Source organism: Maribacter thermophilus (assembly GCF_001020565.1).
GTDB classification, from domain to species: Bacteria; Bacteroidota; Bacteroidia; order Flavobacteriales; family Flavobacteriaceae; genus Maribacter; species Maribacter thermophilus.
Map to the genome: position 1 here is coordinate 384202 of NZ_LDAS01000001.1, position 26229 is coordinate 410430.

Below are 26229 nucleotides of genomic sequence, written 5' to 3' on the forward strand. Positions count from 1 at the left end.
CTCTCAATAGTTGGAATATCCGAGAATACAGACAGCTATAATAAGGATTGCCAATCCAAACAGGAGGAGCTTAAATGGGGCTTTGGCATTTTTCCATTCTCCGGACCTATAGGCCCAAATATTGCTTATGATCAAGGCCAGGCCCAATAGGATGGGCCAACCTATGACCGGCCCCATATCACCCATCAAGGCGGCTCCCTGGCCGTATACGCCCAAGGCCGCAAACCAAAAAACTCCTGAAAGAACGGCCCACATATAAGCCTTTCCGCTTTCTTTTTCCCCGAACGAAGCAAAGGTTTTGTTGTGGAGCAACCTTATGATCGCGTAACCGCCGTTCATGGCAAATGCGCCCAATAAAACCACTACCCATGCGGCCAAACTTGCTTCTTGGGGGGCGACGCCAAACTCAATGACCGCCACTTGGGCTACGGGCGAGGCATTGGCAAAGCCCACATTAAGAAAGGCCGAAAGTATACCGGAAAGCACGGCTATTAAAACCCCGAGCTTGATATTGTTGTTACGTTCGAGGCCGTCGGTTTTTAAATTGTCCCTTTTTACGCCGGCAATTGCGGTAACGGCTACGCCGACCAATAGCAGCAATACACCCAGAAGAACTATTGGAAAGGATGGATTCGACAGTGCACCATCGATTTGAAAAAGGGGAATAATCGAACCCATGGAAGCGGCAAGGCCCATGACAATGCCATAGGTAATGGAAATGCCGGTTTTTTCGACGCTTACACCAAAAAGTATTCCTCCTATTCCCCAAAGAAACCCATATAGCGCAGCCTCCCAGACAATAGCTCCTCGGGTTTGGGCAATAATTTCGAACAAATTGGGCATAAGGATCAAGGCCCAGAAGATAGGAACGACAATCATGGCAATAAGGGCATGTACCAGCCACCAGGCCTCCCATTTTAAAGGAGACATATACTTCATTCCCAATCCAAAAGTGCCTTGAAAGAAACTTGCTAAGATAACTAGGCTAATAGCCAGTAGGGAATTGTCCATTATAGAATAGGTTTTACAAACATTTTGACCGATGTGTCAATCAGGTTAACATTTCTACAAAGAAACCTTAATAATTAGACGGACTATTAAAGCATTTTAACCACTGATTGCATTATTTTACCCCTATTGAAATTATCCTAAAATCAGGGAAAGGATAAATACGGCGAGTCCGGCCGATAGTGAAACCAGTAACGAAAGAAGGCTAAAAGATTTCAAGACCTTGGTTGTGGACAGATGATGTACTTCCTTAAATAACCAAAAGAAACTGCTGTTTACGTGGATCACTCCCAACGAACCGGCGCAAATGGCCGCAGTTGTATAACTGGGGTCCATCGTTCCATTGGTGACCATGGGCGCCACAATGGAAGCCGTGGTTATCAACGATACGGTGATCGAACCGGTTACGGTGGTAAACAATAGACCAAGAAAAAACGGCACCAGAATGCCAAGGGCGGCCAAGTTGGGAGCATCCGATATAAGGGATTCTACGATTTGGGTGTCTTTTATCACTTGGCCGAAAGCCCCTCCGGTACCTGTAATCAATATCACTATGGCCGATTTGGCGCCCGCATTTTGAAAGTGGTTGTTCAACTTTTGGGTGAAGTTGTCCTTTCTTAATAGGGGTAGCACAAATACTAGTCCGATCATCAAGGCCCAAACCGGGTTCTTGATAAACTCAACAATTCCATTATCGGCGTTAAAAATGGTACCGATAGACATCAACAAGAGCGGTATTAAAATTGCTGCGAAAGGTAGTACCTTACGTATTCCCCTGAGGTCGTTCATGGCTTTTGGTTTGGTATCCGATGTAACGAACGAAGCCCCTTTGGCACTTATCAACCTTATACCCAACAGTCCGCAGCCAATGGCAATTAGGGCAATGGTGATATTTAAAGGTATAATTTGACCGACCTCGATACCGAGAATGGCGGCAACGGCCAAAGGTCCTGGGGTAGGGGGGATAAGTGCATGTGCCACCGTAAGGCTCATAGATAGTGATAGGCCAAGGGTAAGTATGGAATGATTGGATTTTTTGGACAAGACGACAAGGGTGGGCAACAAGGTGAGGTAAGCAACATCCATAAAAACCGGAATACCGATAATAAAGCCAATGGCGGCCATACTATAGGGCAAATACTTTATACCGAATAATTTTATAATGCTGTCCGCTATAAGGTCCGATCCTCCCGTTGCCGACAAGATTTCTCCCAACAAGGTGCCAAAGAAAATAATCAGGCCAATCCATTTTAGGGTGTCCCCGAAACCGTTTAATAGACTTTGGGTAACGGAATGTACAGAACCACCCGAAGCCAAGCCAAGAACAAGTCCAGAAATCAGTAAGGCGGGAATTGGGTGTACCTTTAGCCGGGTGACCGAGACGATCAATAAAACAATACTGGTAATGAGAACGATAATCGGTGTCACCTAAAAACGGGATTTTGTCTAGCAAACCTAAGCTAAAAAATATAGGGGGATATATACTCCATTGATCTATAGTGGCTGAATCTTAACCATTGTTCAATTAGACGGCCTCAGTGGTCCTGTTGTATTTTTCCATGTATTCAGAAGGGGTGCAGTTCAACAAGGCCTTGAACTGTCGGTTAAAATTGGTAAGGGTATTGAACCCCGATTGGTAGCAAATGGTGGCTATTTGCATATTTCCCTCGATCAGCAGACGGCAGGCATGTCTGAGCCGAATTTCATTGAGATACTGGGTGAACGACTTCCGGGTCTTCTTTTTGAAATACCTGCAAAAGGCATTGGGGGTCATATAGGCTATTTTTGCCACCTCTTCCAATTCGATTTTTTTGTCGAAATTATCCGTTAAAAATGTAATGACCCTTGCCATTCGGTCTTTTTCGTCCTTGTTGTATACATTTGGTATAACCTCGGAGCACAAGGTTTTGTAATTTTCGTTAACCGATAGAATGTCTAAAATAGTTAGCAAGCCGACAATATTGGACAATCCTCTATTGTTGACAAGCCCCAGTATATGGTTATGGACCAAATAGGTGGTCGCTGGGGAAAACTTGATGCCCCTGTCGGCCCTTTTCATCAAGGTTCGTAAGTTTTTCACTTCCGACAGTTCCAAAAACTGACTTCCTAAAAATTCGGGCTCAAATTTTATTACGACCAGGTTTACGGCCTCCCTTTCAGGGTTTTCGTCATAATATTCCTTATCGTTCTTAAATAAATGCGGAATGTTGCTGCCTATCATATAAAGCTCGCCAGGGCCGAAATTTCCTATGGAATTGCCGACGTACCTAGTACCGGTGCTCTTAATAAAATAGATAAGCTCGATCTCTTTGTGAAAGTGCCAATTTTGTTCAATACATGGCAATCTGTCCTGCCTTGCAAGAAAGGAACTTTCGGGCCGTTTTTCAGATGATTTGTACGTTAGTCTCATAATACAGGTAGAAAAGTTGTGTTCAGGTCAAAACCGGATACAATCCATTTTAAATGAGATGGATTTCATAAATATAATAAAATTAACAATATATTGGCTTTTTAATAATATATAGGGGTAATATTGTGTAGTCCGTAATAAAATAGATTTCCCGTAAAACGTGGAGCCTTTGATAAGGCGACCTTTTGGAGGATCGATTGTGTACCCCGGAATCAATATAAGGGGTTGGTAGGCTTATTTGTGCAATATGCTTCGCAACCATGGGTTTCGCGAGGTGTCAATTTTGTAAAGTTTGGAAATTTATCTTCAAATACCACGCTCTGAAGTATGTGCCTTACCTGTTCAAGTTAAGAAATAACCTAAAACACCAAGTATAATTTTGTGGAGCAGGATTGGTCTGTAGACCTGGGCAAAAAATAGCCAGGTTTAAAAAATGTTGGAGGACGGACATGTTATTGAATCATTACAACATCCTCTGCCTATCCCTAAAAGCTTTGGGTGTTTCGCCTACGGCTTTTTTAAATGCTTTGGTAAAATAGGAGTTGTCGTGAAAATTAAAGTGATGGGCAATTTCTTCACTGCTCATATCGGTATAAACCAAGTAGCGTTTAAGTTCAATGATTAGTTTTTCATGGATTAGGTCGCTTACGCTCTTACCGGTTGCCTTTTGGGTAATTCGGTTAAGATGTTGGGGGGTCATGCACATTTGATCCGCATAGTTGCTTACTTTTCTATTTTCCTTGAATTGTTGGTTGATGAGCGATTCAAGTTTTAAAATATGGTGTTTGTTGCTACCCCTATCTATCTCTTGGTCGGCTTCGTACAAACGGGCCAGCTTGATCAAAATTAAAATCAAAAGAGATTCCAGGGCGTCGTACTTCATGGCTTTATCGGAATGGTACTCGAGCCATATTTTCTGAAAATCGTCCAAGAGTTCGGCATGCTCTTCATCGGAAAGCTGAATCAAGGGGCGATCGTAAAACCTGTGGAACATGGCCAGGGATTTTAGCCATTGTTCTGATTTCTGCCCGGCAAGAAAATCCCTAGTGAACAATATACCGTACGCATCGGTAATTTCGCTTACGGAACGAAATACCTGTCCAGGACTGGTGACGAATGCCATTTTGGGCCTCACCGCATGTAATTTAAAATCGATCGACAATTCGGCTTCCCCCGAACTAAATAAACCTAGGCCATAGTTAACGTTCCTAAAAGGGTTTCCACTATTTAAGGCATCACCTACTTCCCCTGATTTAATAATGGAAAATCCGGGGTTGCCATCATCCTGTTTAAAACCGGTTTCCTTGTAAAGTTCAGGTAATCCGAATGCGGGTATGTCTTCCATATCAATGGGTTCAGTACTTATAAAAATGTTTACAAATAGCCACTTAAACGAGTATAGACTACTAAAATGTTCTAAAAATACCATAAATGGATGACATACTACCACAAAATTCGTTTGAACTACTTCTAATTTTGCCCCCTTAAATTCTAATTGCCAAAAATGATGCTTGTAACAATGTTCAAAACAAAAAACAGACACCTACTTTTTCAGCTAAAATACCCCCTTATGGCTTTGTCACTTCTTTTGGCGGTAAGTTGCAGGGAGGAGGAGAGACAGGAAACCAAAAAAACAATCAAGGTACAGGTGATGGCGGTTGGTACCGATTTGTCAAATAGCAACCATAGCGTCTTGGAATACAGTGGCACCATAAGCTCCGATGCCACGGTCAATGCCAGTTTTCAAGTTTCGGGAACGGTTCTTCAAATTCCCGTTCAAATTGGGGACTTTGTCAAGAAGAATCAACTTTTGGCCCAAATAGACCCTTCGGTTTACACCAGCCGTTACGAGCAACAACGGGCCCAAGAACAGTTGGCCAAGGAGAATTTTGAGCGTATTAACGAGGTATATTCCAAAGGCAGTATCGCAGAGATTAGAATGTTGGAGGCCAAGTCACAATACGAACAGGCCAAGGCGGCCGCCAATATGACCTACCAGAATGTTCGGCACACCAAAATCTATGCGCCCATGGATGGGTATATAAGTGAGCAATTTATGGAGGCTGGTGATTTGGCACAACCGGGTCAACCCGTGGTGGAAATCATGAATATAAAAGCGGTAAAGGCCGTAATTCCTATTCCCGATGGTGAGATAAATACACTGAGTAAAGGCGATACCGCCACAGTAAAGATTCCTGCTCTGGCCAATTATGAGATCAGTGGGGTTGTTGATGAAATTTCCATCCAGGCCAACCAAGGCTCCCCAGTTTATGCGGCCTATGTACAATTGGACAATAGCGATAAAACCATAAAACCAGGTATGGCCTGCACGGTTACCGTCAACAATCTGGAGCATAAAAAAGGGGGAGGGCAAAGCTTGATAATTCCGTCGGAATGTATTGCCGTAACGGAAGACGGGAAGCATTTTGTGTACGTGGTCGACCAGGATCATGCCGAAAGGCGCTATGTACAAATAGGAAAGTTGTATGACAATGGTATTGCCATAGAAGATGGGTTGGGCCAAGGAGATAAGTTAATTGTCTCGGGGTACCATAAGCTTACACAAAGCACACCCGTAGAAATCGTAAAGAAGGCTAACTAAAAGGGTTGAAGAAGATGAAGAAAAAAAGCGGAGCCATAGATTGGGCCTTTAAGCATGCTACATTTCCCGTAGCATTGGCGGCCTGTCTTTTTATAGTTGGTATTTATGGGCTTTTAAATATGCCCAGAAACGAATTTCCTGATTTTACCATACGTCAGGGCTTGATCATTGGGTCTTATCCCGGAGCATCTTCCGACAAGGTAGAGGAAGAGTTGACCTCGAAGGTAGAAGCATTTTTATTTGCCTATAACGAAGTGGACAAGACCAAGACTTATTCTTATTCCAAAGATGGGGTCATGTTCATTTATGTGGAGGTTTCGGACAAGATAAACCACGATGCCACCCAGCAATTTTGGAACAAATTAAAATCTGAAATCCTGATTTTTCAGCAATTGCAATTGCCAAGGGAAGTACAGGGAGTAATGGTCAATAGCGACTTTGGTAGCACGGCGGCCATGATTCTGGGGGTGCAGTCGGAAACCAGGCCGTATAAGGATTTACAACGCCATGTAGAGGATATAGAGGATGAATTTAGGCAGATAGAGAATCTGGCAAAGATTTCGCATTCCGGTGGATTGACCGAACAAATAACGGTTTACGTAGACCAGGATAAATTGGCAAGTTATGGTATTACGCCCCAGGCCATTACCATGAGTTTACAAAATCAAGGGGCCGTTGTGGGTGCCGGTACCTTGGAGAACGATACCAAGGAAAGACCCATTTACTTGGAAACTACCTTGAAAAACGAAGCGGATATTGCCCGTCAGGTCATTAAAACAGAAGCAAACGGAAACATTGTGCGTGTAAGGGACGTGGCAAGGGTCGTCAGGGAGTATGACGATGCTGACTCGTATTTGACCATCAATGGAGCCAAGGGTATGATCATTACCTTGGAAATGGCAAAAAAAGGAAACATCGTTCAATTTGGCGAAGAGATAGACGAGCGGCTGGAGCGCATCGTAAGCGAAATGCCGGATGATATCAAAATCACCAAAATTGCCAACCAGCCAGAGGTAGTGGACCATTCGATCAGCCATTTTATGAAAGAGTTTGGTTACGCTTTGATCGGCGTTGTGATCGTAACGCTCATTTTACTGCCGTTCAGGGTGGCCTCAGTGGCAGCGGCGACCATTCCCATTACCATAGCGGCAACCTTGGCAATCATGTTTTTTTTGGGGATAGAGTTAAATACGGTAACCTTGGCGGCATTGATCGTTGTCTTGGGTATTGTAGTGGACGACCCTATTGTGATCATCGATAATTATATTGAGAAATTGGATGAGGGGATGTCCATACCCGAAGCGGCGGTGAACAGTGCCAAAGAATTGTTTCCTTCCGTATTTACGGCCACTTTGGCCATCTCTGCCACGTTTTATCCATTGTTGTTCTTTATGGATGGTGTAGCATCCGATTTTATAAGTGCCTTTCCGTATGTGATTATCATTGCACTGTCGTTATCGTTGATCATATCCATATTGCTAGTGCCCTTTATTAATTCGTTGTTCATTAAAAAAGGACTGCATTCGCATTCCGATGATACCGATAAAAAGGGTAAACCATCCATGCTAGATCGCCTGCAGGCCTTTTTTGACAGAATGGTCAATACAGCCATGGAGCATTATAGATTGACCATAGGTTTAGGAATTGCGGCCATCGTAATTGGGGTCATGCTCTTTGGTGGTATCAGCCAGCAATTGTTCCCCAAAGTGGAAAGAAACCAATTTTCCATTGAGATCAGCCTGGCCCAAGGCCACAGTTTGGAGGAAACGGCGAAGGTAGTGAAGGGTATTGAAAAAATATTGGCAGCCGATGGACGTGTTGATGATTACACCAGTTTTATTGGTCAGAGCTCTCCGCGTTTTCATACGCTTTACGCCCCCAATATGCCTTCTACCACCTATGCCCAGATTTTGGTGACCACTGTTTCCGACGAGGCAACGGAAGAGGTTTTAAAGGAGTATGATGAGAAGTATGCCGATATGTATCCGCATGCCTATCTACGAATGAAACAGTTGGATATGGCCTCGACCAAAGCCCCTATTGAAGTCAGGCTATATGGCGATGACATCCAACAATTGAAGAAATATGGCGATACCATCATCAATATGGCCCGTGCCACACCGAAAACCATATGGAGCAGGACCGATTACGGTGATATGAAGGAAGTGGTAAAAATAGACATCAAGCATGATGAAGCGGCCAGGTTGGGATTGAACAATAGGGATATCGCCAATGCGGTGGCCGTAAATACCACGGGTTTAAAAGCCACGGAAGTATGGGATAAAAAGTATACGGTCGATGTAAAGATCAAGAGTGAAAACCAACACGACCAAAATGTTTCCGACCTAAGGAAACTGTCCATAATTTCGCCCAGCAAAGCAACGACCGTACCCTTACGCCAGGTGGCGGATATCAAATCGGAATGGAAGCAGGAACAAATTGTGAACAGAAACGGAACCCGTTGCCTTACCGTTAGGGTAGATATTACAAAAGAAGCCGTAGCGAACGAGGTATTGGCGGAAATGATTCCAAAAATAGAGAGTATTGATTTTCCAGAGGATATTAAGATCGAATATGGGGGAGAGTACGAATTGCAGATAGAGAACAACAAACCCATGGGACTTTCCCTTATGCTCAGTGTTATTTTAATATTCTTGATTTTACTATGGCATTTTAAGAGCCTTATGCATGCCGTATTGAGTTTCATTACCATGCCCTTAAGTATTTTCGGCGCTGCATTGGGCTTAATTCTAATGCAGTACCCGTTTGGTTTTACCTCCTTTTTGGGTCTTTTGGCCTTATGTGGCATTGTGGTGAGGAACGGTATTATACTAATTGACTACGCAGATGAGCTTCGTCACGAGTTTAATTACAGTGTTAAAAAGGCGGCCATTCTTGCGGCGGAAAGACGTATGCGGCCTATTTTCTTGACATCTTCGGCGGCTGCCGTGGGGGTTATCCCTATGATTGTAAGCCGGTCTAGCCTTTGGGGGCCACTGGGAACCGTTATCGCCTTTGGCCTAATGTTTTCTATGGTACTGACACTTTTTGTGTTACCGGTACTGTATTGGCTGTTTTTTAGAAAGGAAGACGAAGGAGAGATTAGGGACGACGAAACGTTTATCGTAAAGGAAGGGATAAACAAGTAAAGGTCTTTGCGTAGTAACTAAAATGTACTAAAGAAAAAGTAGTGATGATAAAATTCAAATTACAGGATATAGTTGCAAGAAAGATGCACTTACTGGCATTCTTGGGAATGCTAATTCTGGGTCTTCAAACAGTAAGTGCCCAAGAAGGAATAAGTTTGGAGGAAAGCAAAAAAGCGGCGCTTAAACATAGTAATGCCATTAAGAACGGACTGTTGACCATAGAAAAGGCCAAGGCCTTTAAGCAAGAAATGCTTGCCAATTATTTTCCAACCATAGAAGCGACCGCTTTGGGACTTTACGGACCCGACGATATCATAAGTCCAATTCCAGGTATTTTGCCAAATGGCATAGATAATCTATATAGTGCCAGTGCCATGGCGACAGAAGTTATTTATGCCGGTGGAAAAATCAGAAATTCCAATGCCTTGGCAGACCTTCAAACGGAAACCTCCAAAATTAGGGCCGAACAGGCGGTAGATTCGGTCTTATTGGTGACGGAACAAAAGTTTTGGCAATTGGTACAATTGCAAGAACAGCAAAAGGTATTGGAAACCAACGAAGCCTATTTGAACGAACTGCTTAAACAACAGGAAGATTTACTTGAAGCGGGCTTAATAGCCAAAAACCAATTGTTACAGGTAAAAGTGAACCGCAGCGAGTTATTGTTGAATAAAAGTAAATTGGAGAATCTGCGCAAATTGGCCTTACTCGATTTTTCGCTTTACGTAGGGGTGGCCTATTCCCCGGAAATGAGGGCTATGGCCGACTTTGAAAATATTGCCCCTCCTGAACTAAAGTACACCGAGCCCGATTTAAACCTGACGGAAAACAGCAACTACCAATTATTGGAGAAATCGATTTCCGCGAGTCAATTACGAACAAAAATGGCCAAGGCCGATCTTTTACCTTCTTTAGCCGTTGGTTTTTCGGCATTTGAGTTCGGCTCTTTTGACAATACGCTGGAAAGTCAGTTTTCAGGCCTGGCCTTCGGTACCTTGAGTATACCGATTTCCGATTGGTGGGGTAGTGGCAAGCAAAGGGTAAGGCAAGAAAAGATACAGGAAGAGATTAGCCAAAACAATCGTGAAGACGGTATAGACCAATTAAAGGTGGCCATCACCCAAAGTTGGTATGATTTGTTGGATGCGCACGAACAGATTCAGTATGCCTTGGAAAATAAAGCCTTGGCCGAGGAAAACCTAAAGGTATATAGAGACAATTACGACAGTGGCCTAAGTAACCTCACCGATCTCTTGGATGCGCAGGCGATGGCACAGAAAGCGCAGTCCAATCTCATCAATGCCTATACCAATTATCAAAACAAGGAAATCACTTTCTTGTACAGAACGGACCAGTTGGACACCCCTGCCATAGAGGGGCTTAAATAGAAGCGGAAAGAGTGGTTGTAAACCAACTTGTATATCAAACGGGGCAATCTGCAAGGGGGTTATATGGAAAAGTGAATTAATGGTAAGGGTTTTGAAATTGGCACCGACTTGGTTGCTAGCTTTAATAACCTCCGATATGGTCAAAGGAACCTATTGATAGGCCTAAATAGGACAAGTGGATTTTTACGTTTTGTGAAACTGATTTATCACATGGATATGTAAGGTTTTGTACGTAAATAAACAGAATCAAAAAAAAGTCACAATGCTAATTATAATGTATCTTTTTGTGACTCAAAACATTGCCTGTTAACAGGTCTCTTTTTTAGCCTTGAGAAGTATTACTGTAAGAAAAATATTCTTAAAATAAGTGTATTTTTGAACAGGAGTATTTCTAATCAAGGTTTCGATTTTTTTATGAATTTTTCTGCTTGCATTGTATTTTTTTTGTTTTTTGTCAATCTATCCAATGCCCATGCCTATACGCTCACAGAAGAAACGATAGATGGCCAAATCGAAAAATCCAAACAAGAGTTTGCCAAATTAAATTTTTATCAATCTATATCATATGCCAAAGAGGCATTGGATGACTCAGAAAAAATAGCCTATTCAAAAGGTAAAACGATTGCTTCCATATACTTGGCGAAAGGATTGATTGAGATTGGTGAATACAAAAAGGCTTTGTCTTTTATTGTAAAGGCAGAAAGAGAGGAATTTTTCAATTCTTACATAAACATGCAAGTAGAATCGTATAGGTTAAAAGGACGACTATACGGTAGTCTGGACATGAATCTTTTGGCAGAGAAAGAGTTCAAGAAACAATTGTTGCATTCAGAAAGGATAGCAAATCGGAATCAAAGGGAAATGTCCATTTTTTGGTCTTATCAGAATCTGGTCCATATATATGACAAAACCAAAAAGAAAGACTCTTTGGATAAATACCTGGTTTTACAGGAAAATAGTGTACGTCGTTTAGAAGAGGCTATCAATTTTTACAGTATAAGTGCTACTTACTGTCAGATTGCCAGAAATCTTATGAAAAACAAAAAGTTTCAAGAAGCAAAGAATTACTTGGACAAATCAAATAATATTCTTCATAAATACAACTCAAGATATCTCTTTCAGTATTATGATTGTTATGCCACATATGAAAAATTGACGGGTAATCTGAAAGAAGCGGAGCGGTATTATGATTTGGCGTTACAAAATGCGTTGGAACTTAAAGATTTGGATGCCATTGTCGGTCAATACAAAAACATGTCCGATTTCTTCATAAACGATATGAAAGACGTTAAGACAGGGAAAAAATACTTGTTGTTGTACCATAAATACAATGATTCTCTAAGGACGATAAATTCAAATATACAGGACGATGTATATAATGAAATTTTAAAAGAGAAATATGAGGTTGCAAGACAAGTAGGGGGAAGTTACGAATATATTGTTTTGGGGGTGCTCCTTATTGGTCTGGTGCCTATAGGGTTTATCTATTACCGAAAAATAAAATATAAGCGTAAAATTAAGGTGTTGGAAACGGAGATAGATGATCATAGTAGAACAATGCAATCAGAAATAGAAGATTCCAGACATAAAGAATTAATGACTGCGGCCAATACCAATAGTCCAGATTTTCCATTACTGTTCGAGGAACTTTATCCAGAAGTTGTGGCAGAGATTAAAAAACGTAATTCGAATGTACTTAGTTCTGACATTGCTTTTCTGGGGATGGCTCACTTGAATTTTTCGACCAAAGACTTGGCCAACATACTAAACGTAACCGTGCGAGCTATTCAGGTGCGCAAAAATAGACTTCGTAAAAAATACAACATTTCTTCAGATATAGACTTTAACCTTTGGTATAGTCTCGAAATACCCAAAGAAAATAATAAACAATAATATACTACGGAGAACTTTGGTGGTTTGCATTCAATGTACTATTTCACCTAAACTGTGATACTGATTCTTGATGGGTATAGAAGGTATATACTTTAAGAAAATATAGCAGAAGCGGTTGTGTACCTTCTTCCATATTTATTAATTATTGGGTTATTCCTCAAAAATAGTAATATACGTCATGTATTTCCTTGTGTGTAATTTCTTCATGCAGACCATTTACATCTCTCTTAATGGCTGGTTGGTAATTTTAAGTACATATCTGGTAGCTGAACATATCCTTTTATGGTCCTTTACCCCAAAAACATTTGACTTTCAACGAATGTGAAACATTTGTGATAGGTGTTTTTTAGGATATATGTTAATGATTTTAAGATTTTTGTAAAAATTCTGTAGATACGATTTTTAAAACTATTGAATATCCCACCACCACTTTTATTCTATACTAAACATTAACCATTAACTATGATTAGAAAGTATTTAAAAAGTATACTGTTCTTGATTTTTGTTATACGAATAGGTTATGCACAAGAACCTTTTCAATGTGATGGTTCGGCCTATCTTGTTTCGTCTCCTTCAGGAACAGATCCTTCCATTTTAAGTGTAGTGGAAGCCACGAATCCTAGTGTGGTCTTGGCTACGATTTCTCCTTCCACATCGGATAGGTACAATGCCATAGGATACAATTTTCTGGACAACTTTATCTACGGTATCGCTAGTGGAGATGCAGCTGTCAACGATCCCGGCGACATTGTACAGATAGACGCCTTGGGAAATGTTGTGAACATGGGCGTACCCACCCCGGTTGCGGGACAAAGTGATGGCCTGCCTTCGTGGACGTCCGATTCTAGTGTAAATACCAATGGGGGTTATGTGAACATGGCTTCTGGGGTTGTGGGAAGTGATAATTTGTTCTATTGTCTTGCAAGTACCGATGATTCCAAAGCCTACCTGGTAGCCGTTGATTTGATTGCCATGACCTATACCACAAAAGAACTGTCACTTGGTGTAGCCTCCTTGGTGGCCGACCTGGCATTTTCTTCGTATGACGGTATGCTCTATGGAACCGTGAGGGGACAGGAAAAGATTGTAAAAATAAACCCGGGCACCGGGTATCAGTCCTATGTAAGCCTTCCGGCAGGTTCCCCCACATTATTGTATTCCGCCGGTGGTGCCTGGAACGATTCCCAAGGAAGGGTCTACTTCTATTACAACAGTACGGCGGAAACAGAAAATAGGTTATTTAGGTACGACCCAAGCATCAATGAACTTGTAGATTTGGTCGGGGCTACAGCATATTCCACTTTCGATGCAACGGCATGTTATCCAACTTCCTTCGAAAAGGAGGTGGACGTACCAACGGAAGGGGTACACGCAGGAGATATTGTAGATGTTGAATTTACCATCTACAATAATTTTCCTTCGACACAAATTTTTGATTTTGAGGATACACTTATTTCCTCAAACCTCAGTTGGGTGGCCAATTCCGTGACTCCCACATCGCCCGGGGGAGGTACGGTTAACATTACAGGACAAACCCTGAACATCAATGGAATTTCAATTCCCCCCATCGCATCGACCAGTGGCGTACCTTTTTCGTTTACTGTTTCCTTTAAAATTTCGGAGAATGCGTCTCCTATCGAGTGCTTTACCAATCAAGCTAGTATATCCAATGGTTCTACAACGGTAACGAGTGATGACCCAAATACTTTGGATTTAGGCGACCCTACAGAATTTTGTTTAACTCCGTGCACCACTTGCAAGGCCGGGGACGATTCCGCTACTACACTAGTGGGTGCCCCTGTATTGATCGATGTATTGGACAACGATGGCAATATGGGAGATTTGGATGTATCAAGCGTAACCATAACCAGTGCCCCATTAAATGGAACCCTAACCATTGATTCTGTAACTGGAGAGATCGAATATACTCCAAATGCCGGTTATACAGGTACGGATGAATTTACCTATTCGGTATGTACTACCGATACCCCGGTATACTGTGATACGGCCACTGTTTCTATTGATGTCCTTGCGGACACGGATGGCGATGGTATTTCTGATGACCAAGAGACCTTGGACGGTACCGATCCTTTGGATGACTGTGATTCGGTAGGCGGAACACCTTTGAGCACCAGCGACTGTGATAATGATGGCATCTCCAATGGCGATGAGGTGACTTTGGGCACCGACCCCAACAATCCCGATACGGATGGTGACGGTATCCCTGACGGACAGGAAGTATCCGACGGTACCGATCCTTTGGACGATTGTGATTCGTTAGGTGGTACTCCTCTAGCTACAAGCGACTGTGATGGTGATGGAATCAGCAATGGAGATGAGGCAACTTTGGGTACGGATCCCAACGATCCCGATACGGACGGTGACGGCATCTCCGACGGACAGGAGGTATCCGATGGTACCGATCCTTTGGATGACTGTGATTCGGTAGGCGGAACACCTTTGAGCACCAGCGACTGTGATGGCGATGGAATCAGCAATGGCGATGAAGCAGCCTTGGGCACCGACCCCAACGATCCCGATACGGATGGTGACGGCATCTCCGACGGACAGGAGGTATCCGATGGTACCGATCCGCTTGATGACTGTGATTCGGTAGGCGGAACACCTTTGAGCACCAGCGACTGTGATGGCGATGGAATCAGCAATGGCGATGAAGCAGCCTTGGGCACCGACCCCAACGATCCCGATACGGATGGTGATGGCATCCCTGACGGACAGGAGGTATCCGATGGTACCGATCCTTTGGATGACTGTGATTCCGTAGGAGGAACACCTTTGAGCACCAGCGACTGTGATGGCGATGGAATCAGCAATGGCGATGAAGCAGCCTTGGGCACCGACCCCAACGATCCCGATACGGATGGTGATGGCATCTCCGACGGACAGGAAGTATCCGACGGAACCGATCCTTTAAATTCTTGTGATTCGGTAGGCGGAACACCTTTGAGCACCAGCGACTGTGATGGCGATGGCATCTCCAATGACGATGAAGCTGCCTTGGGCACCGACCCCAACGATCCCGATACGGATGGTGACGGTATTTCCGACGGACAGGAAGTATCCGATGGTACCGATCCTTTGGATGACTGTGATTCGGTAGGCGGAACACCTTTGAGCACCAGCGACTGTGATGGCGATGGAATCAGCAACGGCGATGAAGCAGCCTTGGGCACCGTCCCCAACGATCCCGATACGGAGGGTGATGGTATCTCCGACGGGCAGGAAGTATCCGATGGTACCGGTCCTTTGGATGACTGTGATTCGGTAGACGGAACACCTTTGAGCACCAGCGCCTGTGATGGCGATGGAATCAGCACTGGCGATGAAGCAGCCTTGGGCACCGTCCCCAACGATCCCGATACGGAGGGTGATGGTATCTCCGACGGGCAGGAAGTATCCGATGGTACCGGTCCTTTGGATGACTGTGATTCGGTAGACGGAACACCTTTGAGCACCAGCGCCTGTGATGGCGATGGAATCAGCACTGGCGATGAAGCAGCCTTGGGCACCGTCCCCAACGATCCCGATACGGAGGGTGATGGTATCTCCGACGGGCAGGAAGTATCCGATGGTACCGGTCCTTTGGATGACTGTGATTCGGTAGACGGAACACCTTTGAGCACCAGCGCCTGTGATGGCGATGGAATCAGCACTGGCGATGAAGCAGCCTTGGGCACCGTCCCCAACGATCCCGATACGGATGGTGATGGCATCTCCGACGGACAGGAAGTATCCGACGGAACCGATCCTTTAAATTCTTGTGATTCGGTAGGCGGAACACCTTTGAGCACCGGCGACTGCGATAATGATGGGTTGACCAACGAGGAGGAAGTTATTTTGGGTACGGATCCTAGCGATCCCGATACGGATGGTGATGGTATATCTGATGGGCAAGAAGTCTTGGATGGCACCGACCCGCTTGACGATTGTGATTCCGTAGACGGTACTCCTCTTGCTACAAGTGATTGTGATAATGATGGATTGACCAACGAGGAAGAAGAAGCCATAGGTACGGATCCTGACGAAGCCGATACGGATGGCGATACGATTCCTGATGGTCAGGAAATAGAGGAAGGTACAGATCCACTTGATTCTTGCGACTCCATAAATGGAGTTCCTACTCCGGAATCCGATTGTAATGAAGATGTTGATGATATGGATATTTCTATAACCAACGAGATCATTACACCGGACAACGACGGGGTAAACGATTATTTCGAGATTGAGAATATCGAATCCTATCCTAATAACAAGGTACAGATATATAACCGATGGGGCGTTCTGGTGTATGAGGCGTCCGGTTACGACAATGGTCCTAATTCATTTAGGGGGGTCTCCGACGGAAGGGCGACCATCCAAGCGGATTCTAAGCTTCCGGTGGGCGTATACTTTTATTTGGTCAAATATGAAAACAATGGAGAGAGCCTGAGCAAAGCGGGATACCTATACATCAACAGATAAATTTCTCCAATACAAACCATTAACATGAAAAAACGATTTATAACAGTCTTATTTATTTTTATCGGCCTTGTTATGGTCCAAGCGCAGCAAGACGCCCAGTATACACAGTATATGTACAACACGATATCGGTAAACCCTGCCTATGCAGGTTCCCGTGGTGTATTTAGTATTGCAGCCCTGCACCGTTCACAGTGGGTAGGCCTTGATGGAGCTCCTACCACCCAAACCCTGAACTTTCATACCCCAGTATCAAATTCAGTAGGTCTCGGATTGTCAGTGGTAAACGATGAGATAGGTAACGGTACCAATCAGGACACGTATATAGATGCTGCTTTTTCCTATACGGTACATACCTCAGAGGAGGGCAAGCTGTCCTTCGGTCTCAAGGCAGGGGGACACCTTTTGAATATCGATTTCTCGAAACTTAGAAATTATGGTGCAGAGAGCAATCTGCCCAATATCGACAATAAGTTTTCCCCAAATTTCGGTGCGGGAATCTATTACCACACCGACCGTTTCTATGCGGGACTATCTGTACCGAATTTTTTGGAAACGGAACATTTCGACGGTTCCGACGCTGACAGTTCCTCCTTTGTGGCCAAGGAACGCATGAATTATTATTTCATCACAGGATATGTGTTCGACCTTAATTCAAGAACAAAATTTAAACCGGCGGCATTAATGAAAGCTGTAAAAGGAGCACCATTGCAAGTTGACCTGAGCGCGAGCTTTTTGTTCAACGATAAGTTTTCGTTGGGGGCTGCCTACCGCTGGGATGCCGCCCTGAGTGGACTGTTCGGCTTTCAGTTGAGCGACCAGTTAATGATAGGTTTGGCCTATGATAGAGAGGTTACCGATTTAGGAGGGACAAGTTTCAACGACGGGTCTTTCGAGATTATGTTGAGATACGAGTTCTTGAACAGGTATAAACGAGTGCTAACCCCAAGATTCTTTTAAATACGCAAGACATGAAAAAAGTAAAATATATTTTCTGTGGTTTGGCCGTTATAACCTGTATTGCCAACGCTCAAGAAAGAAAACTGGAAAAAGCGGCTGCCAACTTCTCCAATTTTGCCTTTGCGCCTGCCATACAGTCCTATGAAGATCTGGTAGCAAAAGGGTATACCGAAGAACAGATATTCAAAAATTTGGGGAATGCGAATTATTATAACGCCCAGTACGCAGAGGCATCGGAGTGGTACGGTAAACTGTTCGAACTTGACAAAGCGGATATTGACCCGGAATACATGTACCGATATGCCCAGACCCTTAAATCGTTGGGTAAGTATGAAGCTTCCGATAGTTGGATGAACAAATTCAAAGAAGCTAGGGCAAATGATCAACGTGCCGTACAGTTCAGTAAAAATTTGGATTATTTAGAACGGATAGAAGCCAATTCGGGCCGGTACGAGATCCAGAATCTAGGAATCAATTCGGCGGTGTCAGATTTTGCCCCATCCTTCTATGGAAATGACGTAATATTTTCAACGGCTAGGGATAGTGGTTCTATATCAAAGAACATCCATAAATGGAACAATGGTTCCTTTTTGAATCTCTACAAGGCCACACAGGATGAGCAGGGGAATTTTATTACGGTAGATAAACTTTCCCGAAAGCTGAACAAGAAGACCCATGAATCCTCCACGGCATTTACCAAAGATGGCCAAACCATGTACTTTACAAGGAACAACTCCAACAACGGTAAATTCTCAAGAGACGAAGAAGGGGTCAGTAGGTTAAAGCTATACAGGGCTACGCTGGTAGATGACGAATGGAAAAATATTGAAGAACTTCCCTTTAACGATGATAGCTATTCGGTGGCACATCCTGCGTTGAACAAAGATGGGAGCAAGTTGTATTTTGCCTCCGATATGCCCGGCACAACTGGTGAATCGGATATTTATGTAGTGGACATCAATGCCGATGGCAGTTTTGGCGCGCCACAAAACTTAGGATCCAATATCAATACCGAAGCTCGGGAAACCTTCCCTTTTGTGACGGATTCCGACGTGCTTTACTTTTCCAGTGACGGACACCCAGGTTTGGGCGGTCTCGATGTGTTCGCCGTCGATTTAAAGGATATGGAATCTGGCACGGTAATAAATGTGGGCAGGCCTTTGAACGGAGAGGAGGACGATTTTTCGTATATCCTTAACGAGGAGACCAAAAAAGGTTTTTTTGCCTCCAACAGGGCCGGAGGCCAGGGCGGTGACGATATCTACAGTTTTGTAGAGACAAGGGCATTGGATCTTAAATGTCATACCCTGATAGCGGGAACGGTCATTGATGAAGAGACAGGTGAGCTGTTGGCCCATGCAGTTGTTAAGGTATATGATAACGAAAACAATGTGGTTTCTACATCGAAGACCGATGCCAATGGGGCTTTTAACATGGAAGCCGATTGTAAAGAGGGAAATTATAAGATAGTGGCATCAAAAAGTGATTATGACGATGGCAATAAGGCCTTTGCAGTCATCAAGGACAAAGAGGCTACTGATATGGAGGTGATGTTGGTAAAAGCGGTAAAATCTGCCCCTGTAGGTACCGATCTCGCCAAGTACTTGGGCATTGAACCAATCTATTTCGATTTTGACAAGTACCTTATAAGAGACGATGCTAAAATAAGTATTGAAAAGGTCTTGGCATATTTGAACGAATTTCCTGAGGTGAAAGTACAGGTGCGTTCCCATACCGATGCTCGAGCCAACGATGCATACAACATGCAATTGTCCGCCAAAAGGGCCAAGGCTACGGCAGCGTACTTGGTGGAACAGGGTATAGACGAAAGTAGAATATCTTACAAAGGTTTTGGCGAGTCGCAGCTCACGAACAATTGTGGCAACGGTGTACCATGTAGCAAAGAGCAGCACCAGATGAACAGGAGATCGGAGTTTATAGTAGTAGAATAGTTTATTGATAAAGTTGGATGTGAAAGAAGGGGGAGAGGCCGATGTTTCCCCCCTTTTTTTGTGTTATAATGCCGAATAGAGTTTATATACACCCCATAGCTGTAGTAAAGATTCATTTACAAATAGAGAATGTATTCAGTTTTTAATTGTTCTGATATCATGTACAATACAAATAGTCTATCTAGTCTTAGGTAATAAAGGGTTGTACATGTTTTGGAATTTTTGCATTTCGGGTTTTTTATCAAGACCTCGATAGATTTATATATTGCTATACTTCATGTTTACACACCTTACTATGACGTTACTTCTACTTATCTTTATCCCTTTAAAGAAAAATAGGTGTTTACATGAGATTATTTTTCATTCTACTTATAACGGTATTCAATGCAACTTTGCGGTTAAGTGGTCAAAATCTTTTACCACCAATACATAATTATAAAACTTTTGAGTATAAGGCGGATAGTAAAAATTGGGGGCTATCTACCAATATAGCGGGAGAATTGTTTGTGGCAAACAATAGTGGTTTACTACATTATAATGGGGAAAAATGGCGGCTTTATAAGCTTCCAGATAATACAACCATACGTTCCGTGGGCCAAATTAACGGAAAAATATATACAGGTTCTTATGAGGAGTTGGGGTATTGGGAGAAGAATACCTATGGTGTTCTTGAATATACTTCCCTTACACACCTCATAAGGGACCACACCTTTACCAACGAGGAATTTTGGCAAATTATGCCGCATGGCGACGCTGTAATTTTCCGGTCCTTCAATGGTATATATATTCTACGAAATAACGAGGTCAAGGTGATATCCCCAGACTTTGTGGTCAATTATATTTCCGAATATCAGGGTAAGATCATGGTAGCTGCCGGACACAATGGGCTATACGAACTTTTAGGCGATGAGCTGGTTCCTTTAGGAGAACTTGAACTGTTTTCTGATAAGGTGATCGTAGGTATGGCCGAGATCGAAGAAGGTCTTTTGATAGGTACCAGGCGCAACGCCTGCTTTGTTTTGAACGATCAAGGGTTAAAGCCTTTTAAGACCCACATCGATGACCAGTTGAGCCAATATCAACTCAATCAGATCTTGCCGCTTTCTGAAAACATGATTGCCTTCGGTACCATAAAGAACGGTATATATCTTTATGATAAGGATAAAAAGAGCAGTCAAAAGTTAAACCGTCAAGTAGGACTCCAAAACAATACCGTTTTGGCCATGACACAGTATAAAGACCAATTATGGGTAGGGTTGGACAACGGGATCGATAGAATCCAGCTCAACTATCCTTTGACCTATTATACCGATTACACGGGTGCTGTGGGTACGGTGTATGACCTGGCTGTTCATGAAAATATTCTATATATGGCCAGTAATACGGGGGTCTATTATTTTAAGGATGATATGTTGCACTTTGTGGAAGGATCTCAAGGTCATGTCTGGGATTTGAATATTACCGATGGCGATCTTTTTTGCGGTCATAACACGGGCACTTATAGGGTAGAGGAGGATAGTTTTGAAAAAATATCGGAAATTTCAGGAGGATACCAGATCGTGAAGGTTCCTGAGTCCGACACCTCTTTTATTCAGGGCACCTATATCGGCTTGTCCAAATATGAAAAAGACGATTCGGGGAATTGGATCGTTACCCCGATTGCCGGAATCAACAAACCTGCCAAATACATTTGTTTCGAAGATGCACATACGCTCTGGGTGGCACACCCTTATAAAGGACTGTACCGGCTCGTATTGAACGACACCTACGACGAGGTGGTCGATAAAATGGAATTTACGAAAGAGAACATACCTACCAATTATAATGTTAAGGTCTTCAATATTAGAAATCAGATTGCATTGGACATTGAAGGAGTGTGGCACAGGTATGATCCCATTTTAAAAAAAATAGAACTGTTCGAAGAGTTTCAGGCCTATAACCACAAAAATTTGGTGTACCACGATGATGCCTCTTTTTGGTTTATAGACAACGAAGGTGTTAAAAAAGTCCTCTTCTCCGATTTAAAAGAGGTCAATTATATCTTGGATGATTTGCAATTGCAAAAAAGATTGACCCCCGAAGCCGAAAAAATCGTCAAGCTCAACGATTCTACCTATTGTTTTACCCTAAACGATGGTTTTGGAAAAATGAATATATCAGAATTTCGAAATCATTTTGAGAATTTTGGACTACAGCAACCCAAATTGGTATCATTTGAGGCCAAGGAAAATTCATACTCTTTGGATAACGATACTTTTGAAATACCATACAAACTTGCAAGTGATATCACAGTAAACTTTGCATCACCTGCCTTGCTGGACGCCAAATATTATTATGGTCTTAAAGGACCTTTGGACGAAGTGGGTTATTTGGACAATGGGGAAATCAATTTTCAGAACTTACCCTTTGGGTCTTATGAACTCAATATTTTTAGTGTGGGCATAGATAACGAACGTTCAGAGGGCAAGAGCTTACTTTTCGATATTGCACCACCATGGTATTTTTCCAAATTCAGTATCGGACTCTATATCCTGGCTTTTATTGCAGCTCTCTTTTTAAGAAGAAAGTACAATAGGTCTAAAATGGAGAAAAGGCATAAGGAGTTAAAAGCCAAGTTTCTTAAAGACCAAGAAGAGCGATTGGCCAAAAAGGAAAAGGAAAAACTGGAAAAGGAGATAAAGAAAAAACAAAAAGAACTGGCCCGCATTACAATGAGTATGGCGGAGAAGAACAAAGTGATTTTGGAATTAAAGGAAATGCTACTGGTAAACAAGAGCCAGTTTTCCAATCAAAAACGTTTTGGGGCCATTGTTAAAAAACTTGATAATTCTATTAATGACGATGAAGATTGGAAACACTTTGAAGTGAACTTTAAGGAACTTCATGAAGACTTTTTTGAAAACTTGTTAAAAATGTACCCAAAGTTAACCCCAAAGGATTTAAAATTATGTGCTTATTTAAAAATGAACCTTACATCAAAAGAGATAGCCCCCCTTATGGCAATTTCAAATAGAGGGGTGGAAATTCATAGATATCGACTTCGAAAAAAATTAGGAATCGACAGTTCTCAGAACCTTTCTAACTTTTTAATCAAATTTAACTAGGTTTTTTTGCGATATTTCTAATACCCTTCAATATGTACACCTACATCATTACTACATCAATGTGTTAAAATTTAATATTCACTTAACATAGCAATTACTGCAAACATCCTTAATATAGGGCATTCGGGAGGGTGTTGCTATGATGTATTTTTTATGTAGCCAGTGAAGTCCGCTTCCTATGGGGTAATTGGTAATTTGGTAAAAATTAAAACTAATAATTAAACATTATTCAAAATGAGGAATACATTATTAGCAATACTGCTTTTTTTGTTTCATATAGCAAGTTATGCACAGGATGGTGTTACCGTACAGGGTGCGGTATACGACACCAGTGGGCAACCATTACCGGGTGCTAGTGTGGTTCTTAAAGGAACCACTACAGGTACACAGACCGATTTTGACGGTAATTTTGTCCTGTCAGGCATTCCATCCGACGGAGTATTGTTGGTCAGTTATATAGGCTTTATGGCACAAGAAGTAAATGTTAATGGAAGAACGTCCGTATCGGTGACCATGGAAGAGGATACCCAAACGTTGGACGAAGTAGTGGTAGTGGGTTATGGTACCCAGAAAAAATCAGATTTGACCAGTGCCATAGTTTCTGTTGATACAGAAAGTCTAGAGAAGGTTCCTACCGGGCAATTAATGCAAGCGGTACAGGGTAAGGCGGCCGGTGTTCAGGTAAGTAGCCTTGGTTCTCCTGGTGAATCACCTGAGATCATGATCAGGGGTGTAAACTCTGTATATGGTAATTCTACTCCATTGTTTGTTGTCGATGGGGTGTTCTTTGACAATATCGATTTCTTAAATGCCAGTGAAATAGAGAGCATGTCCATTTTAAAGGATGCTTCTGCATCTGCCATTTATGGGGTAGAGGCCTCAAATGGGGTTATCGTTATCAAGACCAAGGGAGGTCAGTTCAACAAAAACGCCACTATTACCTATTCAGGTTATACAGGAGTTCAAAAGGCGCAGAATGTGCTTCAAATGGCCAATTCGGAGCAGTTCGTAAATTTTGCCTTGGAGTCAGGTTCCGAATCGGAAATAGCAAGTATAGAGCAGGCAATGCAACGTTACGGTCGTAGTAGGGTCAATCCGAACGTACCCGATGTAAATACAGACTGGTACGATGAGATATTGAGAACGGCAATGACCCAAAATCATGATATTTCCATTGATGGTGGATCAGAGAACATTGCCTATTCCCTTGGGGGTAATTTCTTTTCCCAAGACGGTATCCTTGATATGAAGAACAGCTATGAGCGTTTTAATTTAAGGACCAAATTGGATATCAAGGCGAACGATTGGCTTAAGGTAGGTGGTAGTATGGTGTATAGCAATGCTACAAAATACGATGATGAGGGTTCGGCATGGTCATTGGCCTATTTTGCCGTGCCCATTATGCCGGTATACGATAACTTGTTTACCGAGGCCGACCCGCTTCCATATTCCGATGCCAGGGAACTGGGGTACAGAAGCAGTCAAAACCCCTTTCCTACGATGGACAACTCTGATCTTAAGAGTAATATACGTAGAACCGTGGCCAATTTTTATGCCGATTTTCAATTGGTTCCCGAAAAATTGAATTTTAAGACCAGTTTGTCATACAATCATGCCGGTACTACAGGTCGTAATGTTTACTTACCTTATTATGTTACCGATGATTATCAGAGAAGTGTAGAACAGTCTTCCATTACAAGAAGTCAGGTTACCGATGAGTATTACATTTTTGACAATGTGTTAACTTATCAGAACACGTTTGGTGAACACGACCTTACCTTAATGGGCGGTATGTCTTACCGAGATAATTATTACAGTTATTTTGGTACTACTGGTTATTTTGATCCAAGTGGGTCGTTCGTTAAAGACAAAGAACAGACTTGGTACTTAGAGAATACCTCTACCGATAGTCAAACATCATATGACGGCGGTAGCCGGTCTTACGGATTCTCCTATTTTGGTAGGGCTGCCTATAAATACAAAAATAGGTATATGGCCTATGCCACATATAGGGCTGAGGGAGCTAACAAATACGATGAAACCTATGTGCACTTGCCCGCCTTCGGTTTGGGCTGGGTAGTTTCGGAGGAATCCTTTATGGAAAATGTAGGCTTTATCGACTACCTTAAGTTGAGAGGTGGTTGGGGACGCTTGGCCAATGGTTCAGTACCTTCATCCGACGGTGGCGTGGGCTCTAGTACCGTACAGACCGTTTTTAATGATCAATACTATACCGGAACGCAGTTTGAGACCATCTCCGACGACATTAGCTGGGAGTTTACCGAAGAGACCAATATTGGTCTTTCGGCCAAGTTCTTGGGCAATCGCCTGTCTTTGGAAGCCGATTATTTCATTAAGGATACCAAAGACATGGTTATCCCCTTGTCTCCTTTGGTAGGTACCGAAGTGAGTTACCAAAATGTGGGTAGTGTTAGAAACCAAGGGTTGGAATTGGCCGTTGGGTACAGTGGTAAGATCGGTAAAGACTTCGGGTATTCGGTAAATGCCAATTTCAGTAAGATCAAAAACGAGGTTACCGACCTGTACACCCAGCCTTATATAGAAACTGGATCGGCGGAATTTAGGCAGATGATTATCGAAGGGCAGCCCATAAATGTTTTCTACGGTTATGATATAGAGGGCGTGTACCAGACCCAAGCGGAGGTCGATGCCGACCCAGCGGCACAATCGGCCATTGCTGGCGGTACCGATATTGCTCCAGGGTATTTTAAGTATAGCGATGTTGATGGCAATGGTACATTGGATGCCGATGATAGGGTCTTTCTTGGGTCTCCGGTACCGGATTATTTTTATGGAGGTAGCATCAACCTAAACTATAAAAACTGGGATTTCACCACTTCTTTCTACGGTCAAGGGGGCAATGTAATCTTGAACAGGAACAGAGCCGAAGTCATTTGGACCACCGGAAGAAATATCGATGCCGAGCTGGCCAAAAACCGTTGGACGGGTGAGGGGTCTACCAATGCCTTTCCTTCCTCTGCAGGGTATAGACAATCTTGGAATCAAAAACTATCGGAGTTCTTTTTACAGGATGGCGATTTCTTTAGGATCCAGAACATACAACTGGCCTATACCATCAAGAACGACAAGTTACCGGAAATACGATTGTCGCTTACTGCGGATAGACCCTTCCTTTGGACCAAGGAGTACAATGGCTTTAATCCTGAAGTTGGCTTCGACGGTATAGATAGTCAAACCTATCCGATACCTTCTACGTACTCTTTTGGAATGAATATAAAATTATAATCATCAAAAAAATATCA

The 26229-nt window shown here is 42.9% G+C and carries 13 protein-coding genes; 9 read left to right on the forward strand and 4 right to left on the reverse strand.

Annotated elements, in window-relative coordinates:
- Positions 1 to 3 precede the first annotated feature (3 nt).
- The 4 genes from AB657_RS01620 to AB657_RS01635 form a co-directional block, all read right to left on the reverse strand.
- Positions 4 to 1011, reverse strand: coding sequence for an L-rhamnose/proton symporter RhaT (locus tag AB657_RS01620; RefSeq protein WP_047244904.1), 1008 nt, complete (start codon positions 1009 to 1011; stop codon positions 4 to 6).
- Positions 1012 to 1143: 132 nt separating this feature from the next.
- On the reverse strand, positions 1144 to 2436 hold the full coding sequence (locus AB657_RS01625) for a GntP family permease (protein WP_047244905.1): 1293 nt from the start codon (positions 2434 to 2436) through the stop codon (positions 1144 to 1146).
- A 97-nt stretch (positions 2437 to 2533) separates the two neighbouring features.
- Complete coding sequence (locus AB657_RS01630) at positions 2534 to 3418, reverse strand: AraC family transcriptional regulator (RefSeq protein ID WP_047244906.1); 885 nt, start codon at positions 3416 to 3418, stop codon at positions 2534 to 2536.
- Between the two features lie 463 nt (positions 3419 to 3881).
- The gene (locus tag AB657_RS01635) at positions 3882 to 4763 is read right to left on the reverse strand and encodes a helix-turn-helix domain-containing protein (RefSeq protein ID WP_198146853.1); all 882 of its coding nucleotides are present in this window, start codon (positions 4761 to 4763) and stop codon (positions 3882 to 3884) included.
- Between the two features lie 225 nt (positions 4764 to 4988).
- Between AB657_RS01635 and AB657_RS01640 the strand changes: the two genes are divergently transcribed.
- The 9 genes from AB657_RS01640 (at position 4989) to AB657_RS01680 (ending at position 26212) form a co-directional block, all read left to right on the forward strand.
- Positions 4989 to 6020 (forward strand): efflux RND transporter periplasmic adaptor subunit, encoded by a 1032-nt coding sequence (locus AB657_RS01640; RefSeq protein WP_047247727.1) that lies wholly within the window; start codon positions 4989 to 4991, stop codon positions 6018 to 6020.
- 14 nt (positions 6021 to 6034) lie between these two features.
- Positions 6035 to 9169 carry an efflux RND transporter permease subunit gene (locus tag AB657_RS01645; RefSeq protein WP_047244908.1) on the forward strand — a complete coding sequence of 1045 codons (3135 nt, stop codon included), beginning with the start codon at positions 6035 to 6037 and terminating at the stop codon, positions 9167 to 9169.
- Positions 9170 to 9213: 44 nt separating this feature from the next.
- Positions 9214 to 10557, forward strand: coding sequence for a TolC family protein (locus AB657_RS01650; RefSeq protein WP_232304829.1), 1344 nt, complete (start codon positions 9214 to 9216; stop codon positions 10555 to 10557).
- A 375-nt stretch (positions 10558 to 10932) separates the two neighbouring features.
- Positions 10933 to 12450, forward strand: a complete 1518-nt coding sequence (locus tag AB657_RS17575) for a hypothetical protein (RefSeq protein ID WP_198146854.1) — start codon at positions 10933 to 10935, stop codon at positions 12448 to 12450.
- Between the two features lie 462 nt (positions 12451 to 12912).
- Entirely contained in the window at positions 12913 to 16932 is a 4020-nt protein-coding gene (locus AB657_RS01660) for a T9SS type B sorting domain-containing protein (RefSeq protein ID WP_047244909.1), read from the forward strand.
- Positions 16933 to 16956: 24 nt separating this feature from the next.
- A complete protein-coding gene (locus tag AB657_RS01665) occupies positions 16957 to 17889 on the forward strand; it encodes a PorP/SprF family type IX secretion system membrane protein (RefSeq protein WP_047244910.1) in 933 nt (310 codons plus the stop codon).
- Positions 17890 to 17900: 11 nt separating this feature from the next.
- Positions 17901 to 19841, forward strand: a complete 1941-nt coding sequence (locus tag AB657_RS01670; protein WP_047244911.1) for an OmpA family protein — start codon at positions 17901 to 17903, stop codon at positions 19839 to 19841.
- 347 nt (positions 19842 to 20188) lie between these two features.
- On the forward strand, positions 20189 to 22945 hold the full coding sequence (locus AB657_RS01675) for a helix-turn-helix and ligand-binding sensor domain-containing protein (protein WP_047244912.1): 2757 nt from the start codon (positions 20189 to 20191) through the stop codon (positions 22943 to 22945).
- Positions 22946 to 23179: 234 nt separating this feature from the next.
- A complete protein-coding gene (locus tag AB657_RS01680; protein ID WP_047244913.1) occupies positions 23180 to 26212 on the forward strand; it encodes a SusC/RagA family TonB-linked outer membrane protein in 3033 nt (1010 codons plus the stop codon).
- The last annotated feature ends 17 nt before the right edge of the window (positions 26213 to 26229 follow it).